Below are 21,167 nucleotides of genomic sequence, written 5' to 3'. Positions count from 1 at the left end.
CAACGAGGGGGCTCAGTTGCCCTTGAGGGTGGACCCTGGCGGCTCGGATTCCAAGACCGGCTGCATTCCGGATTCAGCCGGGCTTGGGCGGACCGCCGGCAGCGAGGTCACCAGCAGGGTCGTGCCCGGCACCAGCACCTGGTACAGCTGACGGGCGAAATCGGCCGGCAGCGCCATCGGCAACGACGGCGTGGCCAGCAGGTCCGGGGTGGCCTGGGCACGGTCCTGGCCCAGCAGCGGGTAGGCCGTCCACTGGTGCAGGCGCTGGTTCACATCCAGCGGGCTGGGCGTATCGCTGTAACCCTGCCCCATCACGAACAGGGTGGTGCCCTGGAACGCCGGCAGCGCGTCCGCCTTCAGCGGCGACTCGCCGATCATCACGCCATCGCGCAGCACGTACAGACGCTGGTCGTGCAGGCTGACCAGGATGCCGACCTGCCCGGCCGGGGCTGCGCCGTCGTTCCACCAGGCCTGCGCGCTGGCGCCGCCCTCGGTTTCCGGCAGCGCCTGGCCGCGCGCGTTCACCGGCGCCAGCACCGACGGGTAGGCCAGCGTCATCGGCGAGCTCTTGGCATCGGCCACGACCACCGTATCGCCGCGCTGGGTTTCACTGAACAGCTTCTGCGCGAAGGCCTGTGGCAGGCGCACGCAGCCATGCGAGGCCGGATGCCCGGGCAGGCTGCCGCCGTGCAGGGCGATGCCGTCCCAGGTCAGCCGCTGCATGTAGGGCATCGGCGCGCTGTTGTAGAGGTTGGATTTGTGGTCCTTGTCCTTCTGCAGGATGGTGAACACCCCGGTGGGTGTTTCATGCCCGGCCTTGCCCGAGCTGATCGTGGTCAGGCCGATGGCGATACCGTTGCGGTAGACGTAGGCACGCTGCTCGTCGAGGCTGACCACCAGCACGATCGGGCCGGTGGGCGAGATTTCCGGGTGCCACAGGTACTCGCCCGGCTTGAGGTCGGTCGGACCGCGTACCTCCGCGGTGCTGGCGGCCGCAGCCGCAGGTTTGGCGGGCGCGGCGGCACTGGCCATCAGCGGCAGGGCCAGGGCCAGGGCGAACATCAGCGTCGTGGGGCGGTACAGAGGCATCCAGCGGCGGTCCTTTCCATGCGAGGCGGTTACCGTACCTCATCGGCGCGTGGTGGCCGCGGCAAGAACGGACGCCACAAATGAAATTGCCCGGCGACACAGCCTTGTGTCGTACCGGGCAATCGTTACATCCCTGTCGGCCTGCTGCCGTCCCCTCGCTTCCTGCGCTGTGGGGACAGCGTTGCATCCTGCACGCGACCGCGTTCGTCCTGCTTGTATCTCAGCCCCTTCCACAGGTCTGTGATGCCACCGTCCTGGTGATTGGTGCCGCGTCCTGCGGCGGTCGGTGGGCACGGCCTTCCTGCCCGTGCCCGATGAACCAGCGTCCTGCCGGTTCCGACGATCCTGCTGTCAGCGCCTGGGTACGGTTCGCACCGGTACCGATCCGGGTACCGGATCCGCCGGCAACGCCCTGTTGCCTACGGTGATCCGCTGTCGATTCCGTTCGACGATTGCTTTCCCTATCCCCTTCACCTGCGTCAGGTCCTCGACGCGGTGAAACGGGCCGTGTCTGCGCCGGTGCTCGACGATCGCCTCGGCCTTGACGGCTCCGACCATCGTCAGTCCCTGCTGCAGCGCCCGGGCATCGGCCCGGTTGATGTCGATCGGAGCAGCGGCGTGCGCCCCTGCGATCCACATTCCCAGTACCAGTGCCCTTAACACGACAAACCAAGGCACGACGTGTATCTCCTTGTGGTTCGGGTGGCCCCTCCCGGCAATCCCGCCGGTAGGAACAGTGTCCGTCTCCACATGTGCACAGCCTATCGGTTTCCCGCGTTCCAGTAAGCCAGCCAAATACCCGACGTGATGTAGGAAAAACCCTACCCTCGGCACAGGCGTAGAATGGCCGGATCACAGCCCATGCAACCGGAGTTTCAGATGGACAGCGCCAAGCTCGGCCAATTCGTCAATGACAAGTGGGACAGCGAGATCGTCCCGCAATTGGTCGACTACATCCGCATTCCCAACAAGTCGCCGATGTTCGACGCCAATTGGGTGCAGAACGGCTATATGGAACAGGCAGTCACCCTGATGGAGAACTGGGCCAAGGCCCAGCAGCTGCCCGGCCTGAAGGTCGAGGTGGTGCGCCTGGAAGGCCGTACCCCGCTGATCTTCCTGGAAATTCCGGCCACCGGCGCCGAGACCGGCGACGACACCATCCTGCTCTACGGCCATCTGGACAAGCAGCCGGAAATGACCGGCTGGGACGACGACCTCGGCCCGTGGACCCCGGTACTGCGCGGCGACAAGCTGTACGGCCGCGGCGGCGCCGATGATGGCTACGCGATCTTCGGCTCGCTGGCGGCGGTGCTGGCGCTGCAGGCCCAGGGCCTGCCGCACGCCCGCTGCGTGGTGCTGATCGAAGCGTGCGAAGAATCGGGCAGCTACGACCTGCCGGCCTACGTCGACCACCTGGCCGACCGCATCGGCAAGCCGTCGCTGGTGGTCTGCCTGGATTCGGGCTGCGCCAACTACGACCAGCTGTGGTGCACCACCTCGCTGCGCGGCCTGACCGGCGGCAACTTCACCGTGAAGGTGCTCAACGAAGGCGTGCATTCCGGCGATGCCTCCGGCGTGATCCCGTCCAGCTTCCGTCTGCTGCGCCAGATCCTTTCGCGCATCGAGGACCAGGACACCGGCCGCATCCTGATCGACGGCATGAACGTGGAGATTCCGGCCGAGCGCCAGGAACAGGCCAAGCGTGCTGCCGAAGTGGTCGATACCGAGATCTTCGAGAAGTTCCCGATGGTCGACGGCCTGCGCCCGATGAACGAAGACCTGACCGAGCTGGTGCTCAACCGCACCTGGCGCCCGGCGCTGTCGGTCACCGGCATCGGTGGCATGCCGCCGCTGGAATCGGCCGGCAACGTGCTGCGCCCGCAGACCTCGGTGAAGCTGTCGCTGCGCCTGCCGCCGACCGCCGATGGCAAGGCCTGCGGCGAACTGCTGAAGGAAGCGCTGCTGCGCGACCCGCCGAACGGCGCGCAGGTCACCCTGGACCTGGAAAAGGCCTCCACCGGCTGGAACGCCCCGGCCATGGCGCCGTGGCTGACCCAGGCCATCGACGACGCCAGCCAGGCCTTCTTCGGCAAGCCGGCGATGTACATGGGCGAAGGCGGCTCGATCCCGTTCATGGGCATGCTGGGTGAGAAGTTCCCGGGTGCGCAGTTCATGATCACCGGCGTGCTCGGCCCGCACTCCAACGCGCACGGCCCGAACGAGTTCCTGCACATTCCGATGGGCAAGAAGGTCACCGCCTGCGTGTCCAAGGTGATCAGCGAGCACTACGCCGCCAGCCTGCGCGGCGAGACCAGCGGTTCGCCAGTGGCCGCCGACAGCGGCACCCGCCACGGCGACCACGGCTGCTGCTGATCCGGCACCCGTGACGGACGCAGCCTGGCCTTGCTAGGCTGCGTCCACACTCAAGCGGAATCCGCGCGCATGAATGGTCTGTTCGGCAGCAGCAGCTGGCTGTACATCCTGCTGGTCGGCTTCTTCGTCGGCCTGCTCGGGCGCTTCTTCATGCCCGGCAACAACCGCATGGGCTGCCTGCTGACCATCGTGCTGGGCATCGTCGGCGCGCTGGTGGCCGGCTGGTTCGGCCAGTACATGGGCTGGTACCGCCCCGGCGAGCCGGCTGGTTTCCTCGGCGCCGTGATCGGCGCGGTGGCCGTGCTGGCCTTGATGCGCCTGTTCAGCCCACGCCGCTGACACCCCCTTTCCTCTCTCCTGAGCGTGGCGCGCCTGGCGCGCCCGGAACTGCCTGCATGACCGAACCCGCCTCCGACCCCCAGCGCAGCGCGCAGCGCCTGCAGTGGGCCCGTACCCAGCTTGATGATGCCAACGCGGTGGTCGAGCGCGCCTCGGTCGATGCCGGCATGCGCAGCTACTGGCGCACCACCAGCACGCGCGGCAGCCACATCGTGATGGACGCGCCGCCGGGGCTGGAAGATCCGCGACCGTGGCTGCGCATGCGCGGCCTGCTGCATGACCATGGCCTGCGCGTGCCCGCCTTGCTTGCCCAGGATCTCGATGCCGGTTTCCTGCTGCTGGAGGATCTCGGTGGCCCGACGCTGGCCAAGATCCTCGACGAACGCAATGCCGATGAATGGTTCGGCCGTTCAATCGAACAGTTGCTGCGCCTGCAGGCGATTCCGGTGCCGGCTGATTTCGGCCAGTTCGGCGAAGCACTGCTGCAACGCGATGCCGGGCTGTTCGACGAATGGTTCCTGCAGCGCCATCTGAACCTGGAACTGGACTGCGGTGAAATCGAAGGCCTGCAGCTGGTGCATCGCCGGTTGATGGACAACGCATTGGGCCAGGCCCAGCTGATGACCCACCGCGACTACATGCCACGCAACCTCATGCCGGTCGACAATGGCCCTGCGGTGCTGGATTTCCAGGACCTGGTGCGTGGCCCGATCGCCTACGATGCGGTGAGCCTGTTCAAGGATGCGTTCCTGAGCTGGCCGCTGCAGCGCGTGGACGAATGGCTGGCGCAGTACCACCAGCGCGCGCTGGATGCCGGCCTGCCGGTGCCCGACCGCGCTACCTTCCTGCGTGATGCCGACTGGATGGGCATCCAGCGCCACGTCAAGATCCTCGGCCTGTTCTGCCGCCTGCGTTACCGCGACAACAAGGGCCATTACCTGGATGACGCGCCGCGCTTCATCGGCTACCTGGAGGAAGTGCTGCCGCGCTATCGCGAGCTGGCACCGCTGCAGCAGCTGCTGGAAACACGCATCAAGCCGGCGCTGGCCGAACTGGCTGCACCGATGCGCGTGGCCCGATGAAGGCGCTGATCTTTGCCGCGGGCCTGGGCGAGCGCATGCGCCCGCTGACCCTGCACACGCCCAAGCCGCTGCTGCAAGTGGCGGGCAAGCCGCTGATCGTGTGGCACCTGGAGCGCCTGGCCGCGCTGGGCGTGCGCGAGGTGGTGATCAACACCGCGTGGCTGGCCGAGCAGTTTCCGGCGGTGCTGGGCGATGGCAGCCAATGGGGGCTGCACCTGCATTTCCTCCACGAAGGGGCGACCCCGCTGGAAACCGGCGGCGGCATCCTCAATGCACTGCCGGTGCTGGGCGAGGCACCATTCCTTGTGGTGAACGGCGACATCTGGACCGATTTCGATTTCGCCGGCCTGCCGCGCGAACCGCAGGGCCAGGCGCACCTGGTGCTGGTCGACAATCCGGCCCAGCACCCACACGGTGATTACCGGCTGGACCCGCAGGGCGGGCTGCATCACGACCGCGAAGGACCGTGCCTGACGTATGCGGGCATCGGCGTGTACCGCCCTTCGATCGTGGCCGATTGGCGCGAGGTGATCGGCGATGCGCCGGGCAGCGAGCGGATGCCACCGAAATTTTCGGTCGTGCCGCTGCAGAAGCACTTCATGGCGCAGGGATTGATGACGGGTCAGTACCATCACGGGCGCTGGACCGATGTCGGGACGGTGGATCGCCTGCGTGCGCTGGATGCGGAATTGGCGGCGAACGGCTGAGCCCCTCGTGGCGGGTTGCGTAGAGCGGATCGCGTGCTTGGCCGGGCGGGTGGGCCATGCAGGGGACGCTGCAAGTACGTCCCTGTAAGCTCGATGGCGCCATCCATGGCGCCAACGCCCCTGCATGGCCCACCCGCCCGGCCTCTGACAGTTTCCGTGTACGTCCAGCCACGGAAAAGAAAAAGAAAATCAAAAGCGGGTCGCTTCGCTGCGCTTGCTCTGGTGTCGACCAAGGTCGACACCCACCACAAGCAAGACTCGTGTCGACCAAGGTCGACACCCACCAACAGCCGCGGGAACCTGTCGAAGGCGGGGCGCTGTGGGCTTGCGGGGTGTGAGCCGCATGGATGCGGCGACCAAGCCCCCATGGACGGGTTTACGGCGGCCCCGCAAGCCCACAGCGCCCCGCCTCCCCTCAGGAAGCCAGCTTTTGAAGTTGACGTTGACGTCGCTTCTGCTGTTGCCGGCCAGCGGCCGGCACTACCGCGGGTGCAGGGCGCAGCCCTGCAAACACACCCATCCTCAGTAACGAGGGCGGCCTTCTTCCAGCACCTGGCGCAGGAACGGCACGGTGATCCGCCGCTTGGCCGCCAGCGATTCGCGGTCCAGCCAGTCCAGCAGCGTGATCAATCCACCCAGTTCACGCCCGGTGTGCGACAGCAGCCACTCGATGGCGGCCTCGTCGATCGCCAGCCCACGCCGCAGCGCGCGCTCGCGCAGCACCGCCGCGCGGCCTTCCTCATCCAGCGGCTGCAGCAGCACGCGCACGCACTGGCCCAGCCGCGAACGCAGGTCCGGCAGCACCAGGCCCAGCGCTTCGGGCGCCTTCTGCGCCGTGTACAGCACGGTCACCCCGGCAGCCCGCGCGCGGTTGTGGAAGTCGAACAGCGCGATCTCGTCCTCGCGATCGCCGGCCACCTCATCCAGGCCATCCAGCGCCACCAGTTCACGCGACTCCAGCCCGTCCAGCGCCGCGCGCACACGGCCGGCGGCGCTGGCCAGCGGTACATAGGTCGGCAGGCGCCCGGCCTGCTCGGCACTGGAGCACATCGCCAGCGCCTGATGAGTCTTGCCGGTGCCCGCCGCCCCTTCCAGGTAGACCCAATCGTGGCTGGCGCCCACTGCGATCGCGCGCAGCTGCGCCAGCGCGCCATCCGGCGCGCCGATGAAGGTCTCCAGGCGCTGGTCCCGCGGGTAATGCAGGGCCAGCGGCAGTTGCGGCACACCCATCACTTCAGGTCGGGGCCCTTGTCGTTCGGAATGATGATATGGGGGGTATCGACCACGCCATCAAGCACGATTGCCGGCTTCTCGCCCACGTACAGCTCGCTCTGCCGATAACGCTGGTGGGCGTAGCGCAGCAGCACGTTGGTCACCGCCGCCACCGGCAGCGCCAGCAGCATGCCGAGGAAGCCGAACAGCTGGCCACCGGCCATCACCGCGAAGATCACCGCCACCGGGTGCAGGCCGATCTTGTCGCCGACGATGCGCGGCGTGAGCACGTAGCTCTCCAGCAGCTGGCCAACGGTGAACACCACACCGACCAGGATCAGCAGCTTCAGGTCGAAGCCCTGCGACTGCACCAGCGCGGCCACGATCGCCATCACGATGCCGGTGGTCGCGCCCAGGTACGGGATGAAGCTGATCAGGCCGGCAATCAGGCCGATCAGCAGGCCCAGCTTGAGGCCCACCAGCGACAGACCGCCGGCGTAGATCACGCCCAGCGCCAGCATCACCAGGAACTGGCCGCGGATGAACGCGCCCAGCACGTCGTTGGACTCGCGCGCCAGCGCGCTGATGGTGCCGATGTGGTTGCGCGGAATCACCGACGCCACCCGCTCCACCAGCTTGTCCCAGTCGCGCAGGAAGTAGAACGCCAGGATCGGCAGCAGCAGGATGTTGACCACCCAGGTCACCATCGCAAAGCCCGAGCGCGAGACGTAACCCATGAACGTGGTGGCGAAGCCGCCGGCCTGCTGCCAGTGGCTGCGCACCCAGTCGATCAGCCGATCCGGGTCCAGCCACTGCATCACTTCCAGGCCGGTCTTCTGCTCGAACCAGGGAATGCCCTTTTCCATCAGCCACGCCTGCGCCTGCGGCGCGACCGCGATCAGGGTGGTGATCTGGCGTTCGATCATCGGCACCAGCACCAGCAGCAGGGCCACGATCACCAGCACCATGGCCGCAAACACCAGCACCACGCCGGTCATGCGCGAGCGGCCAGTAGCCTCGATGCGGTCCACCAACGGGTCACCCAGCCAGGCCAGGGCCAGCGCCAGTACGAAAGGGGTCAGGATCGGCGCCAGCAGCCAGACGATCCAGCCGACCAGGCCGGCGAACAGGATGTACTTCATCCGCCGCAGGAACTGCGCGATTTCCGCTTCCGGGGTCAGAGTCATCGCAGGCGGTACTCGTTGCTGACCGGCGCGGCCACAGGGGCGCCGCTGGTCTCATCGATCGGGGTCGGCAGCGCCGGCAGCGTGGCACTCGGCACCAGCACACCGTTGTCGCCCAGCATGCGGTTGAAGCCGGCCAGGCCGGTGGTCATCTCCAGGCTCAGCTCCAACTGGCCGGCCGAGGCGTGCAGCGGGGTGACATTGCGCACCACCGGCACCTCGCGCAGGCCGGCGGCCAGGCGCAGGTAATCGTCGGCGCTGTTGATGCCGGTCACCACCACGCGGTAGGTCCCGGCCTGGCCGGTGGCTACGCCGGCCTTGGCATAGCGCTTGACCAGCGCGTCGGCGGCGCCATCGGCACCGGCGGCCATCGCACGCATGGCGTTGGCGTCCTTGCTGGTCCACTTGTTCAGTTCACGGCCGTTGTCGACGAACACCCAGTCCGCCTGCCAGCCGCCATTGGCGCGGTACAGCTTGCCGATCAGCTGCATCGGCGGCGAATAACGCGACGAGGCACGGGCCACCGCAGCGCTGTCCTGGCGCCAGATGGCCCCGGCCAGCGCCTGTTCGGCGGCACCGCCACTGGGCAGGCCCAGCTTGTAACCGCGTTCGATGGCGCGGTTCAGCAGCGGGCGGGCGGCATTGGCCTGCTGCACGCTGACCAGGCGCGGGCCGCTGCCGTCATCCACCGCCAGCCACAGCACCGGCTTCGGTCGCGGCTGCGGCCACAGCGGCAGGCCCAGGGCGGCGACCAGCGAATCGACGTCATCCTCGCGGAAACGGGCCACCAGCAGGGTGCGGAAGCTCGGCGCGCCACTGGCGCCCACGCTCTGGTCCTGTTTGTAGTCGTAACTGGCCACGTAATCCTTGGCGTTGCGCAGCGCCTGCACCACGCCGGGGCGGGACATCACGCTGCGATCGCCAGACAACTTGCCCAGAACCACGCTCAGCGCGCGGGCCAGGGCGCCGTTGCGATCGGCTTCGGCCTGGCTGTTGACGGGCACTTCGGCCTCGTACGCGCCGGTGGCGGTGGCGACATCACCCTCGGTGCGCAGGCCGCTCTGGGCCATCGTGGCCACCGGCAGGCTCAGTGCAATGAGCAGGGTCAGAATCAGGCTGCGGCGCATCAGGACATCCATTGGCTCGACGTATCCGGGGGGAATTGTTGCCCGAATACGGACTTTGCGCCAATGCGGCCTGTTAAAATCGCCCGTTCAACCCCTGCCAGCGCCGACGCCCGTGACCAACACCCCGTCTTCCGCCCCCTCCCCCCTCACCTACCGTGACGCGGGTGTCGACATCGACGCCGGCAACGCGCTGGTCGAGCGCATCAAGCCCCTGGTCAAGCGCAGCTTCCGGCCGGAAGTGATGGGCGGCCTGGGCGGCTTCGGCGCCCTGTTCGACCTGTCCAACAAGTACCGCGAGCCGGTGCTGGTGTCGGGTACCGACGGCGTGGGCACCAAGCTGAAGCTGGCCCACCAGCTGAACCGCCACGATACGATCGGCATCGACCTGGTCGCCATGTGCGTGAACGACGTGCTGGTGCAGGGTGCCGAACCGCTGTTCTTCCTGGATTACTTCGCCACCGGCAAGCTGGACATCGACACCGCCGCGGCCGTGGTGGGTGGCATCGCCAACGGCTGCACCGAGGCCGGCTGCGCCCTGATCGGCGGCGAAACCGCTGAAATGCCCGACATGTACGCCCCCGGCGAATACGACCTGGCCGGCTTCACCGTCGCTGCGGTCGAGAAGAGCGAGCTGAAGGACGGCGCCAGCGTGGCCAACGGCGACGTGCTGATCGGCATCGCCTCTTCCGGCCCGCACTCCAACGGCTATTCGCTGGTGCGCCGCATCTACGACCGCGCCGGCCGCCCGGCCGATCTGGAACTGGAAGGCGGCGTGAAGCTGGTCGATGCGCTGATGGCGCCGACCCGGCTGTACGTCAAGCCGATCCTGTCGCTGCTGAAGTCGCACGGTGCGGCCATCCACGGCATGGCCCACATCACCGGTGGCGGCCTGACCGAGAACATCATCCGCGTGGTGCCCGACGGCCTCGGCCTGGACATCCAGGCTTCGTCCTGGACCCTGCCGCCGGTCTTCCAGTGGCTGCAGAAGGAAGGCGCGGTGGCCGACAGCGAGATGTGGCGCACCTTCAACTGCGGCATCGGCTTCGTGCTGATCGTCGCTCCGGATCAGGTGGCGGCCGTGTCCGAGGCAGTCAAGGCGCAGGGCCTGGAACACTGGACCATCGGCCAGGTGGTCAGCGCCGAAGGCGCCGAGCGCGTCCACATCGGCTGATCCCGGCAACCCAGGAGCCCGCATGGACGCAACGCCCCCCCTGCCACCCGCTCCGGTACCGCCGCCGCTGGCGACGGTGCCGGTGTTCACCGCCCAGGATGCCGACCACCTGCGCATGCTGGCCATCGCGCACTACGTGGTCGGTGGCCTGATCGCACTGTTCTCGCTGATCTTCATCCTGCACATCGTGATCGGTATCGCCGCCCTGACCGGCAGCCTGCCGATGAAGTCCGGCGGCGAGCCCTCCTCGCTGGCCGAACAGCAGCTGATGGGCTGGGTGTTCACCATCCTCGGCTGCGTCATGGTGTTCGGGGGCGTCACGCTGGGCGCGTTCGTCGCCTATGCCGGGCGCTGCCTGGCACGCCGTCGCCGTCATCTGCTGTGCCTGATCGTGGCCGGCCTGGCCTGTCTGGTCGCCCCGATCGGCACCGCGCTGGGCGTGTTGAGCCTGATCACCCTGTTGCGCCCGCAGGTCAAGGCGGCCTTCGATGCACCGGGCGCTGCCCTGTGAACGCCGCAGGCCATCCGCCACCGCTGCCGCAGCAGACCCTGGCCCAGCTGCAGCTGGCCAGCCATCTGCAGACGTTGAAAGTGCTGTTCTACGCGCTGGCGGGGTTCCACTGGCTGGCCGCACTGGCCTTCACCGCCTTCATCGGTCTGGTGGCCAGTTCGCGCGGGCTCGACGACGGCGCCGTGCTGGCCACGGTCTATGCGGCAATCGCCGTGCTGGCCGCGGTGCTGGGCTTCGTGCAGCTGCATACCGCCCGCCTGCTGTCGCGCCGCTCCGGTCTGGCCGCGTGCCGGCGTGCGGCCTGGCTGGCCGTGCTGGCCGGGCCGTTGGGCATGGCGTTGACCGCCTATGCACTGGTGTTCCTGTCCAAACCGGAGATGGCTGCCCTGTTCGACCGCGGCGACCATCTCAGCGTCTGAGCCGGCCGGCGAATACCCGTCCCTTCCTGATCGACCCGACATGTCCTCGCCTGCCCTCGCCCCTCCTGCCTCCGCCTACCGTGCATCGGGCGCCAAGAAGCTGGCGTTCGCCGCCGTGCTGGTGGTGTTCGCGATCAGCTGGATCCGGCCGCTGTGGCCGACCGAACAGGCCCTGCACAGCACGCTGACCGTGCTCGGGCTGGTCGCCCTGTTGTGGGTGGACCGCCGTGGCTGGCTGGGCAATGGCGCCTTCATCGCCATCTGCGGCTTCATCGCCCTGCATTGCGTGGCGGCGCGCTGGCTGTACTCCAACGTGCCCTACGACGCGTGGATGCAGACGCTGACCGGCTGGTCGCCCAATGCGGCGTTCGGCTGGCAGCGCAACCACTTCGATCGCCTCATCCACTTCCTGTACGGCGTCTGCTTCACCCCGGCACTGCTGCAGCTGGCCCGCCATGCCTGGCCGGCACTGCGCCGGGGCCACGCCTTCACCCTGGCGGTGATGACCATCATGTGCTCCAGCCTGGTCTACGAATGGTTTGAATGGGCCATCGCGCTGGCCCTCTCCCCCGATGCCGCCGAGGCCTACAACGGCCAGCAGGGCGACCTGTGGGATGCCCACGCCGACATGCTGATGGCCACCGTGGGCAGCCTGTTCACCTGGCCGCTGATCCGCCGGAGTTCCCCGTAATGAGTGCTTCCCCCCCCCGTATCGCCGTGCTTGCCTCGGGCCGTGGCAGCAACCTGCAGGCCATCCTCGACGCCATCGGCAGCGGCCGGCTGCGCGCCGAGGTGGTCGGTGTGTTCTCCGATCGCCCCGCGGCCGAGGCGCTGCAACGCGTCGATGCGGGCCTGCGCTGGGCGCATGCACCGAAGGAATTCAGTGACCGCGCCGCCTATGAACAGGCCCTGGGCGATGCGCTGGCCGCAGCGCAGCCGGACTGGATCATCTGCGCCGGCTACATGCGCATCCTCGGCGCGATCTTCGTGCAGCGCTTCGCTGGCCGCCTGGTCAACATCCATCCCTCGCTGCTGCCGCTGCACAAGGGCCTGGACACGCACGCCCGGGCGCTGCAGGCCGGCGATACCGAGCATGGCGCCAGCGTGCACCTGGTGGTCCCCGAGCTGGATGCCGGTGCCGTGCTGGCCCAGGTGCGGGTGCCGGTGCTGCCAGGCGATGACGCGAACAGCCTGGCTGCACGCGTGCTGGCGGTGGAGCATCCGCTGCTGATCGCCACGCTGCAGCTGCTGTGCAGCGGCCGCCTGGCTGAACGGGACGGGCAACCCTGGCTGGATGGTCACCCCCTGTTTAACCCGTTGGCTCTAGATTTCGCCGGGAACCTGAACCGGTAACCGGCTTGCACACGCCCCGCTGACTGCGCGGCTGGCATCCTGCCCCCTCCTGCGGTCCCTGCCCTTCATGAAGACCACGACCCTGCTGCCCACTTCATTGTTGCTGTCGCTTGCCGCGTTCCCCGGCCCGGGCTGGGGACAGGCGCAAGCGCCCGCCACAGCACCGGCTGCGGTGCCCATGGTGCAGGCGCCGGCCGAACCGCCGGTGCCGATGCCTCCTGCCCTGGCCTGGGAGCCGCCGCCGTTGCAGCCGTTCAGCGCCACCTACCAGGCCTTCTACAAGGGCAAGGAGGCCGGCGACGCCAGCATGCAGGTCACCCACACCGGCGGCAGCCAATGGCGGGTGGACATGCAGGTGGTCGGCCGCCGCGGCTTTGCCAGCGTGCTGGGCCTGAACATCGAGCAGAGCACCGTGTTCGAGGAACGCGGTGGCACCTACGCGCCGCTCAGCCAGAGCACCGTGCGCAAGGGCCTGTTCCTGGGCAAGAAGGCGGTCGGCACCTACAACTGGCAGGCCGGCACCGCGCAGTGGAGCGGCGATGTGAAGAAGGACCGCGCGCAGCCGATCCCGCTGCAGCCGGGCGACCAGAGCGCCCTGCTGATCAACCTGGCGATCATGCGCGATGCGCGTCCGGGCGCGGCCATGCACTACCGCTACGTGGACATGGGCAAGGTCCGCCAGCATGACTACCAGGCGGCAGCGCAGACCGAGAACGTCGAGGTCGGCGACCTGTCCTACAACGCGCTGAAGGTGTACCGCACCAACGGCGGCAACAACGAAACCATTCTCTGGATCGCCAACGGTGTTCCCACCCCGGTGCGCATCCTGCAACGCGAAGACGGCGAAGACCGCGTCGACCTTCGACTGATCGAATACCAAGGAGTCTGAGCATGAGCACCCTGACCCGCCCCCTCACCTGGATCGCGGCCGCCGCGCTGTCGATGGCCAGTCTGCCGGCCATGGCCCTGCAGCCGTTCAAGGCCGATTACCTGGCCAGCTACATGGGCATGCAGGCCAACGGCAGCATGACCCTGAGCAGCGAAGGCGCCAACAAGTGGCGCTACACGCTGCAGGTGAAGAACCAGCTCGCCGACCTCAGCCAGAGCACCGTGTTCGAGGAAGTGCGCGGCCAGCTGCGCCCGCTCAGCAGCCAGGACCGTTCGGCCCTGCTGGTGAAGAAGCGCAACGTGCAGGCCAACTACAACTGGACCAGCAACCAGGCCACCTGGACCGGCGACATCAAGCCGGACCGCGCCGGCCCGATCGCGCTGAAAAGCGGTGACATGGATGCGCTGCTGATCAACCTGGCGATCGCCCGCGACCTGGCCGCCGGCAAGCCGCTGACCTACCGCATGGTCGACGAAGGCCGGATCAAGAACATGACCTACCGTGTGATCGGCAAGGAAGCGATCACCGTTGGCGGCAAGAGCTACGACGCCACCAAGGTCTCGCGTGCCGACGGCAACAAGGAGCTGATCGCCTGGATCGTGCCGGAGTTCCCGGTGCCGGCGCGCATGCTGCAGCGTGAGGGTGGCCGTGACGCGCTGGACCTGACCATCAAGGCGATGAACTGACCGGAGATCCACGTCATCCACGCATGGCGTGGATCTACTGGAAACCTGAAGTAGATCCACGCCATGCGTGGATGGATGCCCCAGAAAAAAACGCGCGCTTTCGCGGGCGTTTTTTACTTCTTTTCCTCGGCCGCGGCCGGCGCGAACTCGGTGCGGCAGTCCACGCGGATCTGCTCACCGGTGCTGCGCCAGACGAAGGTGCGGCAATGGCGGTTGCCGTCCTGGCTGTCATTCACCGCCACCGCGTAGAACGACTGGATGATCTCGTCACGGCTGACCGTGCCATCGCCATTCCAGTCCATGTCCTTCTGCTCGATGCCCTGGGTGATGGCCAGGTTGGCGTACCAGGCATAGCCCAGCCACGCCAGCACGATCAGCACCAGCGCCAGCAGCGCCTTGCGACGCGGGCTGAACTTCCCGCGCAGAATCATGGCACGCGCCGGATGGTGGCACCGAGCGAAGACAGCTTCTCTTCGATGTTCTCGTAGCCACGGTCAAGGTGGTAGATGCGGTCGATGGTGGTATCGCCGCTGGCCATCAGGCCGGCCAGGATCAGCGACGCCGACGCACGCAGATCGGTGGCCATCACCGGCGCACCGCTCAGGTGTTCGCTGCCCCGCACGATGGCGGTATGGCCTTCGACCTGGATGTCCGCGCCGAGGCGCAGCAGTTCGTTGACGTGCATGAAACGGTTCTCGAAGATCGTTTCATTGATCACGCCGACACCGTCGGCCACGCAGTTGAGCGCCATGAACTGCGCCTGCATGTCGGTGGGGAACGCCGGGTACGGCGCGGTGGTCAGGTTCACCGCCTTGGGCCGCTTGCCCTGCATGTCCAGGGTGATGGTGTCTTCGGTGGTCTCGATCTTCGCACCGGCTTCGACCAGCTTGGACAGCACCGCGTCCATGGTGTTCGGGCGCGCACGGTTGACCGTGACCTTGCCGCCGGTCATCGCCGCGGCCACCAGGAAGGTGCCGGTCTCGATGCGGTCGGGCAGCACTTCGTGGCGGCCACCGGACAGGCGCTCGACGCCTTCGATGACCAGGCGCGCAGTGCCCAGGCCTTCGATCTTCGCGCCAAGGGCGATCAGGCAATGCGCCAGATCGGTCACTTCCGGTTCCATCGCGCAGTTGTCGAGGATGGTGGTGCCTTCCGCCAGCACCGCGCCCATCAGCACGTTCTCGGTACCGGTAACGCTGACCATGTCGAAGGTGAAATGGCCGCCCTTCAGGCGCTTGGCGGTGGCCTTGATGAAGCCGTTCTCGACCACGATGTCCGCACCCAGCGCCTGCAGGCCCTTGATGTGCTGGTCCACCGGGCGCGAACCGATCGCGCAGCCACCGGGCAATGACACTTCGGCGGCGCCGAAGCGGGCCAGCAGCGGGCCCAGCACCAGGATCGAGGCGCGCATGGTCTTGACCAGCTCATACGGCGCGACGTGCTGGTTCACCGAGCGCGGATCGACCACGATCGCACTGCCCCGCGACAGGGTGCCCTGGTCGATGGTGACCTTGGCGCCCAGTTCGCCCAGCAGCTTCACCGTGGTGACCACATCGTGCAGGTGCGGCACGTTGGTGATCTCCACCGGCGCATCGGCCAGCAGGGTCGCGCAGAGAATGGGGAGGACGGCGTTCTTGGCGCCGGAGATGCTCACTTCACCGTGCAGCGCAGCGCCGCCGGTCACAACGATCTTGGCCATGTATTGGGGATCTTCTGCGGTTCAGCCGGCTTCGGCCGGGGTCACGGTTTTCAGCGCCAGCGCGTGGATCGCGCCGCCCATCAGGTCGCCCAGGGTGGCATAGACCATCCGGTGGCGGGTCAGCGGCATCTTGCCGGCAAAGGCCTCGCAGACCACGGTCGCTTCGAAATGCACGCCATCGTCGCCACGCACATCGGCGCGGGCGCCGGGCAGGCCGGTTTCGATCAGGTTGCGGATGGTGTCGGCGTCCAACGGGCTTTCCTAATAAAATGAGCGCTCATTCTACTTCCGCTGCGTGGCGTCCGCATGGCCGAGTCCCTCCTGCCCCCCCGTTCCGTCGATCCGGCCAGCCTGGTCGCCAGTGGCCGCCGTGTCTTCGAGATCGAGCAGCAGGCCCTGGATGCCGTCGCCGGCCGCCTCGGCGAGGCCTTCCAGCAGGCCTGCCAGGCGATCCTGGCCAGCCGCGGCCGGGTGGTCGCCACCGGCATGGGCAAGTCCGGGCATATCGCGCGCAAGATCGCCGCGACCCTGGCCTCCACCGGCACCCCGGCGTTCTACGTGCACCCGGGCGAGGCCGGCCACGGCGACCTGGGCATGATCACCGAAGACGACGTGGTGCTGGCCCTGTCCTATTCGGGCGAGTCGGACGAGGTGCTGATGCTGCTGCCGGTGCTCAAGCGCCAGGGCAACGTGCTGATTTCCATGACCGGCCGCCCGCAGTCGAGCCTGGCCACTGCGGCCGACGTGCACCTGGACGTGAGCGTGCCGGCCGAGGCCTGCCCGTTGGCACTGGCCCCCACCTCCAGCACCACCGCCTCGCTGGCGATGGGCGATGCGCTGGCAGTGGCCCTGCTCGACGCCCGTGGCTTCACCGCCGATGATTTCGCCCGCTCGCATCCGGCCGGCAGCCTCGGCCGCCGCCTGCTGCTGCACATCACCGACGTGATGCACACCGGCGAGGACCTGCCCAAGGTCCCGGCCGACGCCAGCCTCAGCGAAGCGCTGGTGGAAATGAGCCGCAAACGGCTCGGCATGACCGCCGTGGTGGACGCCGATGGCGTGCTGATCGGCCTGTTCACCGACGGCGACCTGCGCCGTGCGCTGGACAGTGCGCTGGATGTGCGTACCGCCAGGATCGCCGATGTGATGACCCGCAACCCACGCACCATCGGTGCCGACCAGCTGGCCGTGGAGGCCGCCCGGCAGATGGAAACCCAGAAAATCAACGGCCTGATCGTGGTCGATGGCCAGGGCCGGGCGGTCGGCGCCCTGAACATTCATGACCTGTTGCGGGCCCGGGTGGTTTAACCGACAGTCCGTAGACCCCATTCAGTCTGTAATGCCCTTCCTGCCGCCACCGAGTCTGTCGCCCTGATGCCCTGGTCCCCCCTGTCCGCCTTTCCCGCTCCCTTGCACGCCACGGCGGCCGGTATCCGCCTGGCCTGCTTCGACGTGGACGGCACCCTCACCGACGGTCGGCTGTACTACGACAAGGACGGCAACGAGAGCAAGGCGTACTTCGTGCAGGATGGCCTGGGCCTGAAACTGCTGCAGCAGCACGGCATCCACCCCGTGCTGATCACCGCGCGCAACAGCCAGTCCGCGCTCAAGCGCGGCGCCGACCTGGGTATCGATACCCAGATCGCGGTGGGCGACAAGCTGGCCAGCGTGCAGGCGTTGTGCGCCAGGCACGGCATCGGGCTGCACCAGGTGGCGTTCATGGGCGACGATCTGCCTGACCTGGCGCCGCTGGGCGCGGTCGGGCTGGCGGTGGCCCCGGCCAATGCCCACCCGTGGATTGCCGAGCGCGTGCACTGGCAGACCCGGGCCGAGGGCGGTCGTGGCGCGGCCCGTGAACTGTGCGACATCCTGCTGGCCGCGCAGGGCCACGTGGACGCCGCGCTGGCGAGGTTCGGCGCATGAACCTGCCGACACTGAACTGGCGCACCATGCTGGGCATCGGTCTGCTGCTGGCGGCGCTGCTCAGCAGCTGGGCCGCCCTGCGCAACCGCGACAGGGGCCCGGCCAACGACAGCCAGGAACTGGGCGTGGACTACGTGCTGCACGATTTCCAGATCGTGGCACTGGATGACCAGGGCAAGGAATCGACCACCCTGCGGGCGCCGCTGCTGGAGCGCCAGCGCGGTGACCAGACCATCTCCATCGCCACCCCGTTGTTCGAGATGCCCGACAAGGATGGCAAGCACTGGACCCTGCGTGCCGAAACCGGTTGGCTCAGCGCCAAGGGCGATGAAATGAAGCTGCGCGGCAATGTCGCCGGCGACAGCCCGGCCGGCCCGGGCGTGGTGCCCACCACCTTCCGCACCGACCACCTGGACGTGTTCCCCAAGGACAGCCGCGCCCGCACCGATGCCCTGGTCACCATGACCCGTCCGGGCATGGAACAGTCCGGTGTGGGTTTCGAGGTGGATTCGAAGAACAACACGTATCATTTCCTCAGCCAGTCCAAGGGCCGCTACACGCCCCGACGCTGATTCCGCCGCCCGCCTGCGACGTCTCCGGACCGGCGCAAAGCGGACAGCCCACCCACCCGCCCCCGGTCCGCCGGGTGGCCCCACTGGTAGAACGGACCCCGATGAAGATTCCCTTTGCAGCCGTACTCGCGCTCGGTCTTCTTGTGCCCAGCGCTGCCTTCGCCAAGTCCACCGACCGCAACGAAGACATGCACATCGATTCCGGCGCACAGTCGGGCATGCTCACCGGCGACGGCAAGACCGTGCTGTCGCAGGGCGTGATCATCACCCAGGGCACGCTGGACCTGCGCTCGTCCGAGGCCGAGATCTACCTCAAGGACGGTGAAGCGGTACGCGTGGTGTTCACCGGCAAGCAGGCCAAAATGAAGCAGCAGCTCGATGACGGCACCTGGATGGACGCGCTGGCCGACCGCATCGACTACGACATCAAGACCGAGATCATCACCCTGACCGGCAACTACAAGGTCACCAGCGCGCGCGGCACCAATGCCGGCCAGCGCATGATCTACAACACCCGCAGCGGCGAGATGAACTCCGGTGGCGACGGCAGCCGCGTGCGCACCGTCATCCCGCCCAAGAACAAGACGCCGGCGGCGGCGCCGGCCGGGAGCAAGAAGTAATGCTCGTCGCACAGGGCCTGCGCAAGAAGTACAAGCAGCGCGAAGTCGTCAAGGACTTCGGGCTGACTCTCGACGCCGGCGAAGTGGTCGGCCTGCTGGGCCCCAACGGTGCCGGCAAGACCACCTGCTTCTACATGATCGTCGGCCTGGTCGCCGCCGATGCCGGCAGCATCGTGCTCGACGGCAAGGACATCACCGGCGACCCGATGTACACCCGCGCCAAGCAGGGCGTGGGCTACCTGCCGCAGGAACCGTCGGTGTTCCGCAAGCTGACCGTGGCCGACAACATCCGCCTGGTGCTGGAACTGCGCGAAGACCTGGATTCGGCCGGCCGCGAGCGCGAATTGAACAGCCTGCTCGACGAGCTGCAGCTGGGCCACGTCGCCGACCAGCTCGGCGCCAGCCTGTCCGGTGGCGAGCGCCGCCGTTGCGAGATCGCCCGCGCCCTGGCCGCACAGCCGCGCCTGATCCTGCTCGATGAACCGTTCGCCGGTGTCGATCCGATCTCGGTCGGCGAGATCCAGCGCATCGTCACCCATCTCAAGCAGCGCGGCATCGGTGTGTTGATCACCGACCACAACGTGCGCGAGACCTTGGGAATCTGTGACCGCGCGTATATCCTCGCCGAGGGCAGCGTGCTCGCCCAGGGGTCGCCGGAGGCGATCCTGGACAACGCCGACGTACGTCGCGTTTACCTTGGGGATTCCTTCAAGCTGTGATCGCAGGCGCCGGGTCCCTTTCCTTCCGTTCGGCACAGGCATGAAGACTCGGCTGCAGACATCGTTGGGACAGCACCTGGTGCTCACGCCCCAGTTGCAGCAGGCGATCAAGCTGCTGCAGATGTCCACCACCGAGCTGGAGCTGGAGATCGCCCAGGCGGTGGAAAGCAATCCGCTGCTGGACTGGGCCGACGGCAGCGACGGCAACGCGGCCAACGAAGGCAGTGACGACAGCGACAGCGAGGCCCCGGCCGAACGCAGCGACAGCGGCGACGACTGGGCGCCGGCCGAGCTGGACTGGAGTGCCGCCGGCAGCGGCGGCAGCTTCGATGACGATGACGACACCGGCAGCGCCGCCGAGCGCGTGGCCGAAACCGAAACCCTGGCCGACCATCTGCTGTGGCAGCTGCACCTGTCGCATCTGTCGGCGCGTGACCGCAGCATCGGCGCGGCGCTGATCGATGCACTGGACGACGACGGCTACCTGCGCGAGCCGCTGGCAACCATCGCCGAAACCCTGCTGCCGGCGATCCATGCCGACGAGGATGAGATCCTGGCGGTACTGCACCGCATCCAGCGTTTCGATCCGGTGGGCGCGGCCGCGCGTACGCTGGGCGAATGCCTGCAGCTGCAGCTGGAGGTGCTGGACGAGGACACGCCCGGCCTGGCGCTGGCGCGGCAGATTGCCGCAGGCCCGCTGGAACGACTGCCGCGCAGTGGCGTGTCCGGGCTTGCCCACGAACTGAAGCAGCCGCTGGCCGAAGTCGAGACCGCCGTGGCCCTGTTGCGCTCGCTGGACCCGCGCCCGGGCACGCAGATCGCGCCGCTGTCGCAGGACACCTACGTGGTGCCGGACGTCGTGGTGTGGCGGCAGAACGGTGTCTGGCGCGCGGCACTGGCCGGGCATGCCGGGCCGAAGGTGGTGATCCACCGTGGCTATGAACAGTTGATCCGCCGCTGTGGCGACGCCGATGCAGGCTATCTGCGCGCCCAGCTGCAGGAAGCGCGCTGGCTGCTCAAGGGCCTGCAGCAGCGTGGCGAGACCCTGCTGCGGGTGGTGCGCAGCCTGATCCTGCAACAGGCCGGATTCCTCGAATTCGGCGAACAGGCGCTGCGCCCGCTGACTCTGCGCGAGATCGCCGCCGAACTGGGCCTGCACGAATCGACGGTGTCGCGCGCGATCGCCCGCAAGCATGTGCGCACCCCGCGCGGCACCCTGCCGCTGCGTGCCTTCTTTGCCTCGGGCATCGATACCGACGGCGGCGGCGAGGCCTCCAGCACCGCCATCCAGGCGATGATCCGGCGCCTGATCGACGATGAGAACCCGCGCAAGCCGCTTTCTGACGCCAAGCTGGCTGACCTGCTCAAATCGTCGGGAATTCCAGTAGCGCGGCGCACCGTGGCGAAGTATCGTGAAGCCATGAACATCTCCGCCTCGCACGAAAGGGTCAGAATCGCTTGACGCACCGCCGCGCCCGGCGGAGAGGTTCAT

At 67.7% G+C, this 21,167-nt stretch carries 25 protein-coding genes; 17 read left to right on the top strand and 8 right to left on the bottom strand.

The genetic code is table 11. The annotated features are described in order from the left end of the window. Positions 1-12: 12 nt before the first annotated feature. Together C9412_RS02095 and C9412_RS02090 are read right to left on the bottom strand one after the other, a co-directional pair. Positions 13-1,089, bottom strand: coding sequence for a L,D-transpeptidase (locus C9412_RS02095; protein ID WP_107230097.1), 1,077 nt, complete (start codon positions 1,087-1,089; stop codon positions 13-15). Between the two features lie 351 nt (positions 1,090-1,440). Continuing rightward, positions 1,441-1,767: a helix-hairpin-helix domain-containing protein gene (locus tag C9412_RS02090; RefSeq protein WP_258189932.1), complete on the bottom strand. Its 327-nt coding sequence runs from the start codon at positions 1,765-1,767 to the stop codon at positions 1,441-1,443. 201 nt (positions 1,768-1,968) lie between these two features. Between C9412_RS02090 and C9412_RS02085 the strand changes: the two genes are divergently transcribed. The 4 genes from C9412_RS02085 to murU all read left to right on the top strand — a co-directional run bounded on the left by C9412_RS02085 (position 1,969) and on the right by murU (position 5,590). After that, positions 1,969-3,462: a M20 family metallopeptidase gene (locus tag C9412_RS02085; protein WP_107230095.1), complete on the top strand. Its 1,494-nt coding sequence runs from the start codon at positions 1,969-1,971 to the stop codon at positions 3,460-3,462. Positions 3,463-3,531: 69 nt separating this feature from the next. Further along, positions 3,532-3,801 carry a GlsB/YeaQ/YmgE family stress response membrane protein gene (locus C9412_RS02080; RefSeq protein ID WP_107230094.1) on the top strand — a complete coding sequence of 90 codons (270 nt, stop codon included), beginning with the start codon at positions 3,532-3,534 and terminating at the stop codon, positions 3,799-3,801. A gap of 56 nt (positions 3,802-3,857) precedes the next feature. After that, a complete protein-coding gene (locus C9412_RS02075) occupies positions 3,858-4,883 on the top strand; it encodes a phosphotransferase (RefSeq protein WP_107230093.1) in 1,026 nt (341 codons plus the stop codon). After that, positions 4,880-5,590 carry an N-acetylmuramate alpha-1-phosphate uridylyltransferase MurU gene (murU, locus tag C9412_RS02070; protein WP_107230092.1) on the top strand — a complete coding sequence of 237 codons (711 nt, stop codon included), beginning with the start codon at positions 4,880-4,882 and terminating at the stop codon, positions 5,588-5,590. The genes C9412_RS02075 and murU overlap by 4 nt, the downstream gene beginning before the upstream one ends. Positions 5,591-6,112: 522 nt before the next feature. On the opposite strand, the gene hda is transcribed toward murU, so the two are convergent. From hda to C9412_RS02055, 3 genes are read right to left on the bottom strand one after another with little or no spacing between them, the layout of a single operon-like run. Then, positions 6,113-6,820, bottom strand: a complete 708-nt coding sequence (gene hda, locus C9412_RS02065; protein ID WP_107230091.1) for a DnaA regulatory inactivator Hda — start codon at positions 6,818-6,820, stop codon at positions 6,113-6,115. Continuing rightward, a complete protein-coding gene (locus C9412_RS02060; protein WP_107230090.1) occupies positions 6,820-7,989 on the bottom strand; it encodes an AI-2E family transporter in 1,170 nt (389 codons plus the stop codon). Before C9412_RS02060 ends, hda begins: the two co-directional genes overlap by 1 nt. Continuing rightward, positions 7,986-9,113 (bottom strand): DUF2066 domain-containing protein, encoded by a 1,128-nt coding sequence (locus tag C9412_RS02055; RefSeq protein ID WP_258189930.1) that lies wholly within the window; start codon positions 9,111-9,113, stop codon positions 7,986-7,988. Before C9412_RS02055 ends, C9412_RS02060 begins: the two co-directional genes overlap by 4 nt. A gap of 112 nt (positions 9,114-9,225) precedes the next feature. Between C9412_RS02055 and purM the strand changes: the two genes are divergently transcribed. The 7 genes from purM (at position 9,226) to C9412_RS02020 (ending at position 14,142) form a co-directional block, all read left to right on the top strand. Then, positions 9,226-10,284, top strand: a complete 1,059-nt coding sequence (gene purM, locus C9412_RS02050) for a phosphoribosylformylglycinamidine cyclo-ligase (RefSeq protein ID WP_107230088.1) — start codon at positions 9,226-9,228, stop codon at positions 10,282-10,284. A gap of 22 nt (positions 10,285-10,306) precedes the next feature. Continuing rightward, entirely contained in the window at positions 10,307-10,795 is a 489-nt protein-coding gene (locus C9412_RS02045) for a hypothetical protein (RefSeq protein ID WP_107230087.1), read from the top strand. Next, a complete protein-coding gene (locus C9412_RS02040; RefSeq protein WP_107230086.1) occupies positions 10,792-11,214 on the top strand; it encodes a hypothetical protein in 423 nt (140 codons plus the stop codon). The genes C9412_RS02045 and C9412_RS02040 overlap by 4 nt, the downstream gene beginning before the upstream one ends. Positions 11,215-11,254: 40 nt before the next feature. Next, a complete protein-coding gene (locus C9412_RS02035) occupies positions 11,255-11,905 on the top strand; it encodes a DUF2238 domain-containing protein (RefSeq protein WP_107230085.1) in 651 nt (216 codons plus the stop codon). Next, entirely contained in the window at positions 11,905-12,567 is a 663-nt protein-coding gene (gene purN, locus C9412_RS02030; protein ID WP_107230084.1) for a phosphoribosylglycinamide formyltransferase, read from the top strand. The genes C9412_RS02035 and purN overlap by 1 nt, the downstream gene beginning before the upstream one ends. Positions 12,568-12,634: 67 nt before the next feature. Then, entirely contained in the window at positions 12,635-13,456 is an 822-nt protein-coding gene (locus tag C9412_RS02025; protein WP_107230083.1) for a DUF3108 domain-containing protein, read from the top strand. 2 nt (positions 13,457-13,458) lie between these two features. After that, a complete protein-coding gene (locus C9412_RS02020; protein ID WP_107230082.1) occupies positions 13,459-14,142 on the top strand; it encodes a DUF3108 domain-containing protein in 684 nt (227 codons plus the stop codon). Positions 14,143-14,255: 113 nt separating this feature from the next. Here C9412_RS02020 and C9412_RS02015 read toward each other — a convergent pair whose 3' ends face one another. The 3 genes from C9412_RS02015 to C9412_RS02005 are packed head-to-tail and all read right to left on the bottom strand — an operon-like array spanning position 14,256 to position 16,093. Next, a complete protein-coding gene (locus C9412_RS02015; RefSeq protein WP_107230081.1) occupies positions 14,256-14,573 on the bottom strand; it encodes a hypothetical protein in 318 nt (105 codons plus the stop codon). After that, positions 14,570-15,841 (bottom strand): UDP-N-acetylglucosamine 1-carboxyvinyltransferase, encoded by a 1,272-nt coding sequence (gene murA / locus C9412_RS02010; protein ID WP_107230080.1) that lies wholly within the window; start codon positions 15,839-15,841, stop codon positions 14,570-14,572. Before murA ends, C9412_RS02015 begins: the two co-directional genes overlap by 4 nt. 21 nt (positions 15,842-15,862) lie before the next feature. After that, positions 15,863-16,093 (bottom strand): BolA family protein, encoded by a 231-nt coding sequence (locus C9412_RS02005; RefSeq protein ID WP_107230079.1) that lies wholly within the window; start codon positions 16,091-16,093, stop codon positions 15,863-15,865. Positions 16,094-16,147: 54 nt separating this feature from the next. On the opposite strand from C9412_RS02005, the gene C9412_RS02000 reads away from it, so the two are divergent. From C9412_RS02000 to C9412_RS01975, 6 genes are all read left to right on the top strand, one after another. Continuing rightward, entirely contained in the window at positions 16,148-17,149 is a 1,002-nt protein-coding gene (locus C9412_RS02000) for a KpsF/GutQ family sugar-phosphate isomerase (protein WP_107230078.1), read from the top strand. 66 nt (positions 17,150-17,215) lie between these two features. Beyond that, positions 17,216-17,764 (top strand): HAD hydrolase family protein, encoded by a 549-nt coding sequence (locus C9412_RS01995; RefSeq protein WP_107230077.1) that lies wholly within the window; start codon positions 17,216-17,218, stop codon positions 17,762-17,764. Further along, complete coding sequence (gene lptC / locus C9412_RS01990) at positions 17,761-18,336, top strand: LPS export ABC transporter periplasmic protein LptC (RefSeq protein WP_107230076.1); 576 nt, start codon at positions 17,761-17,763, stop codon at positions 18,334-18,336. Before C9412_RS01995 ends, lptC begins: the two co-directional genes overlap by 4 nt. A gap of 101 nt (positions 18,337-18,437) precedes the next feature. Further along, entirely contained in the window at positions 18,438-18,956 is a 519-nt protein-coding gene (gene lptA, locus C9412_RS01985) for a lipopolysaccharide transport periplasmic protein LptA (protein WP_107230075.1), read from the top strand. Next, the gene (gene lptB / locus C9412_RS01980) at positions 18,956-19,675 is read left to right on the top strand and encodes an LPS export ABC transporter ATP-binding protein (RefSeq protein ID WP_107230074.1); all 720 of its coding nucleotides are present in this window, start codon (positions 18,956-18,958) and stop codon (positions 19,673-19,675) included. Before lptA ends, lptB begins: the two co-directional genes overlap by 1 nt. 40 nt (positions 19,676-19,715) lie before the next feature. Next, positions 19,716-21,137, top strand: coding sequence for an RNA polymerase factor sigma-54 (locus C9412_RS01975; RefSeq protein ID WP_107230073.1), 1,422 nt, complete (start codon positions 19,716-19,718; stop codon positions 21,135-21,137). Positions 21,138-21,167: the final 30 nt, after the last annotated feature.

The organism is Stenotrophomonas sp. Nf1 (genome assembly GCF_003028475.1).
GTDB lineage: Bacteria > Pseudomonadota > Gammaproteobacteria > Xanthomonadales > Xanthomonadaceae > Stenotrophomonas.
Note: the sequence above shows the minus strand (reverse complement) of the source record. Positions and strands in the feature narration are given on the sequence as shown.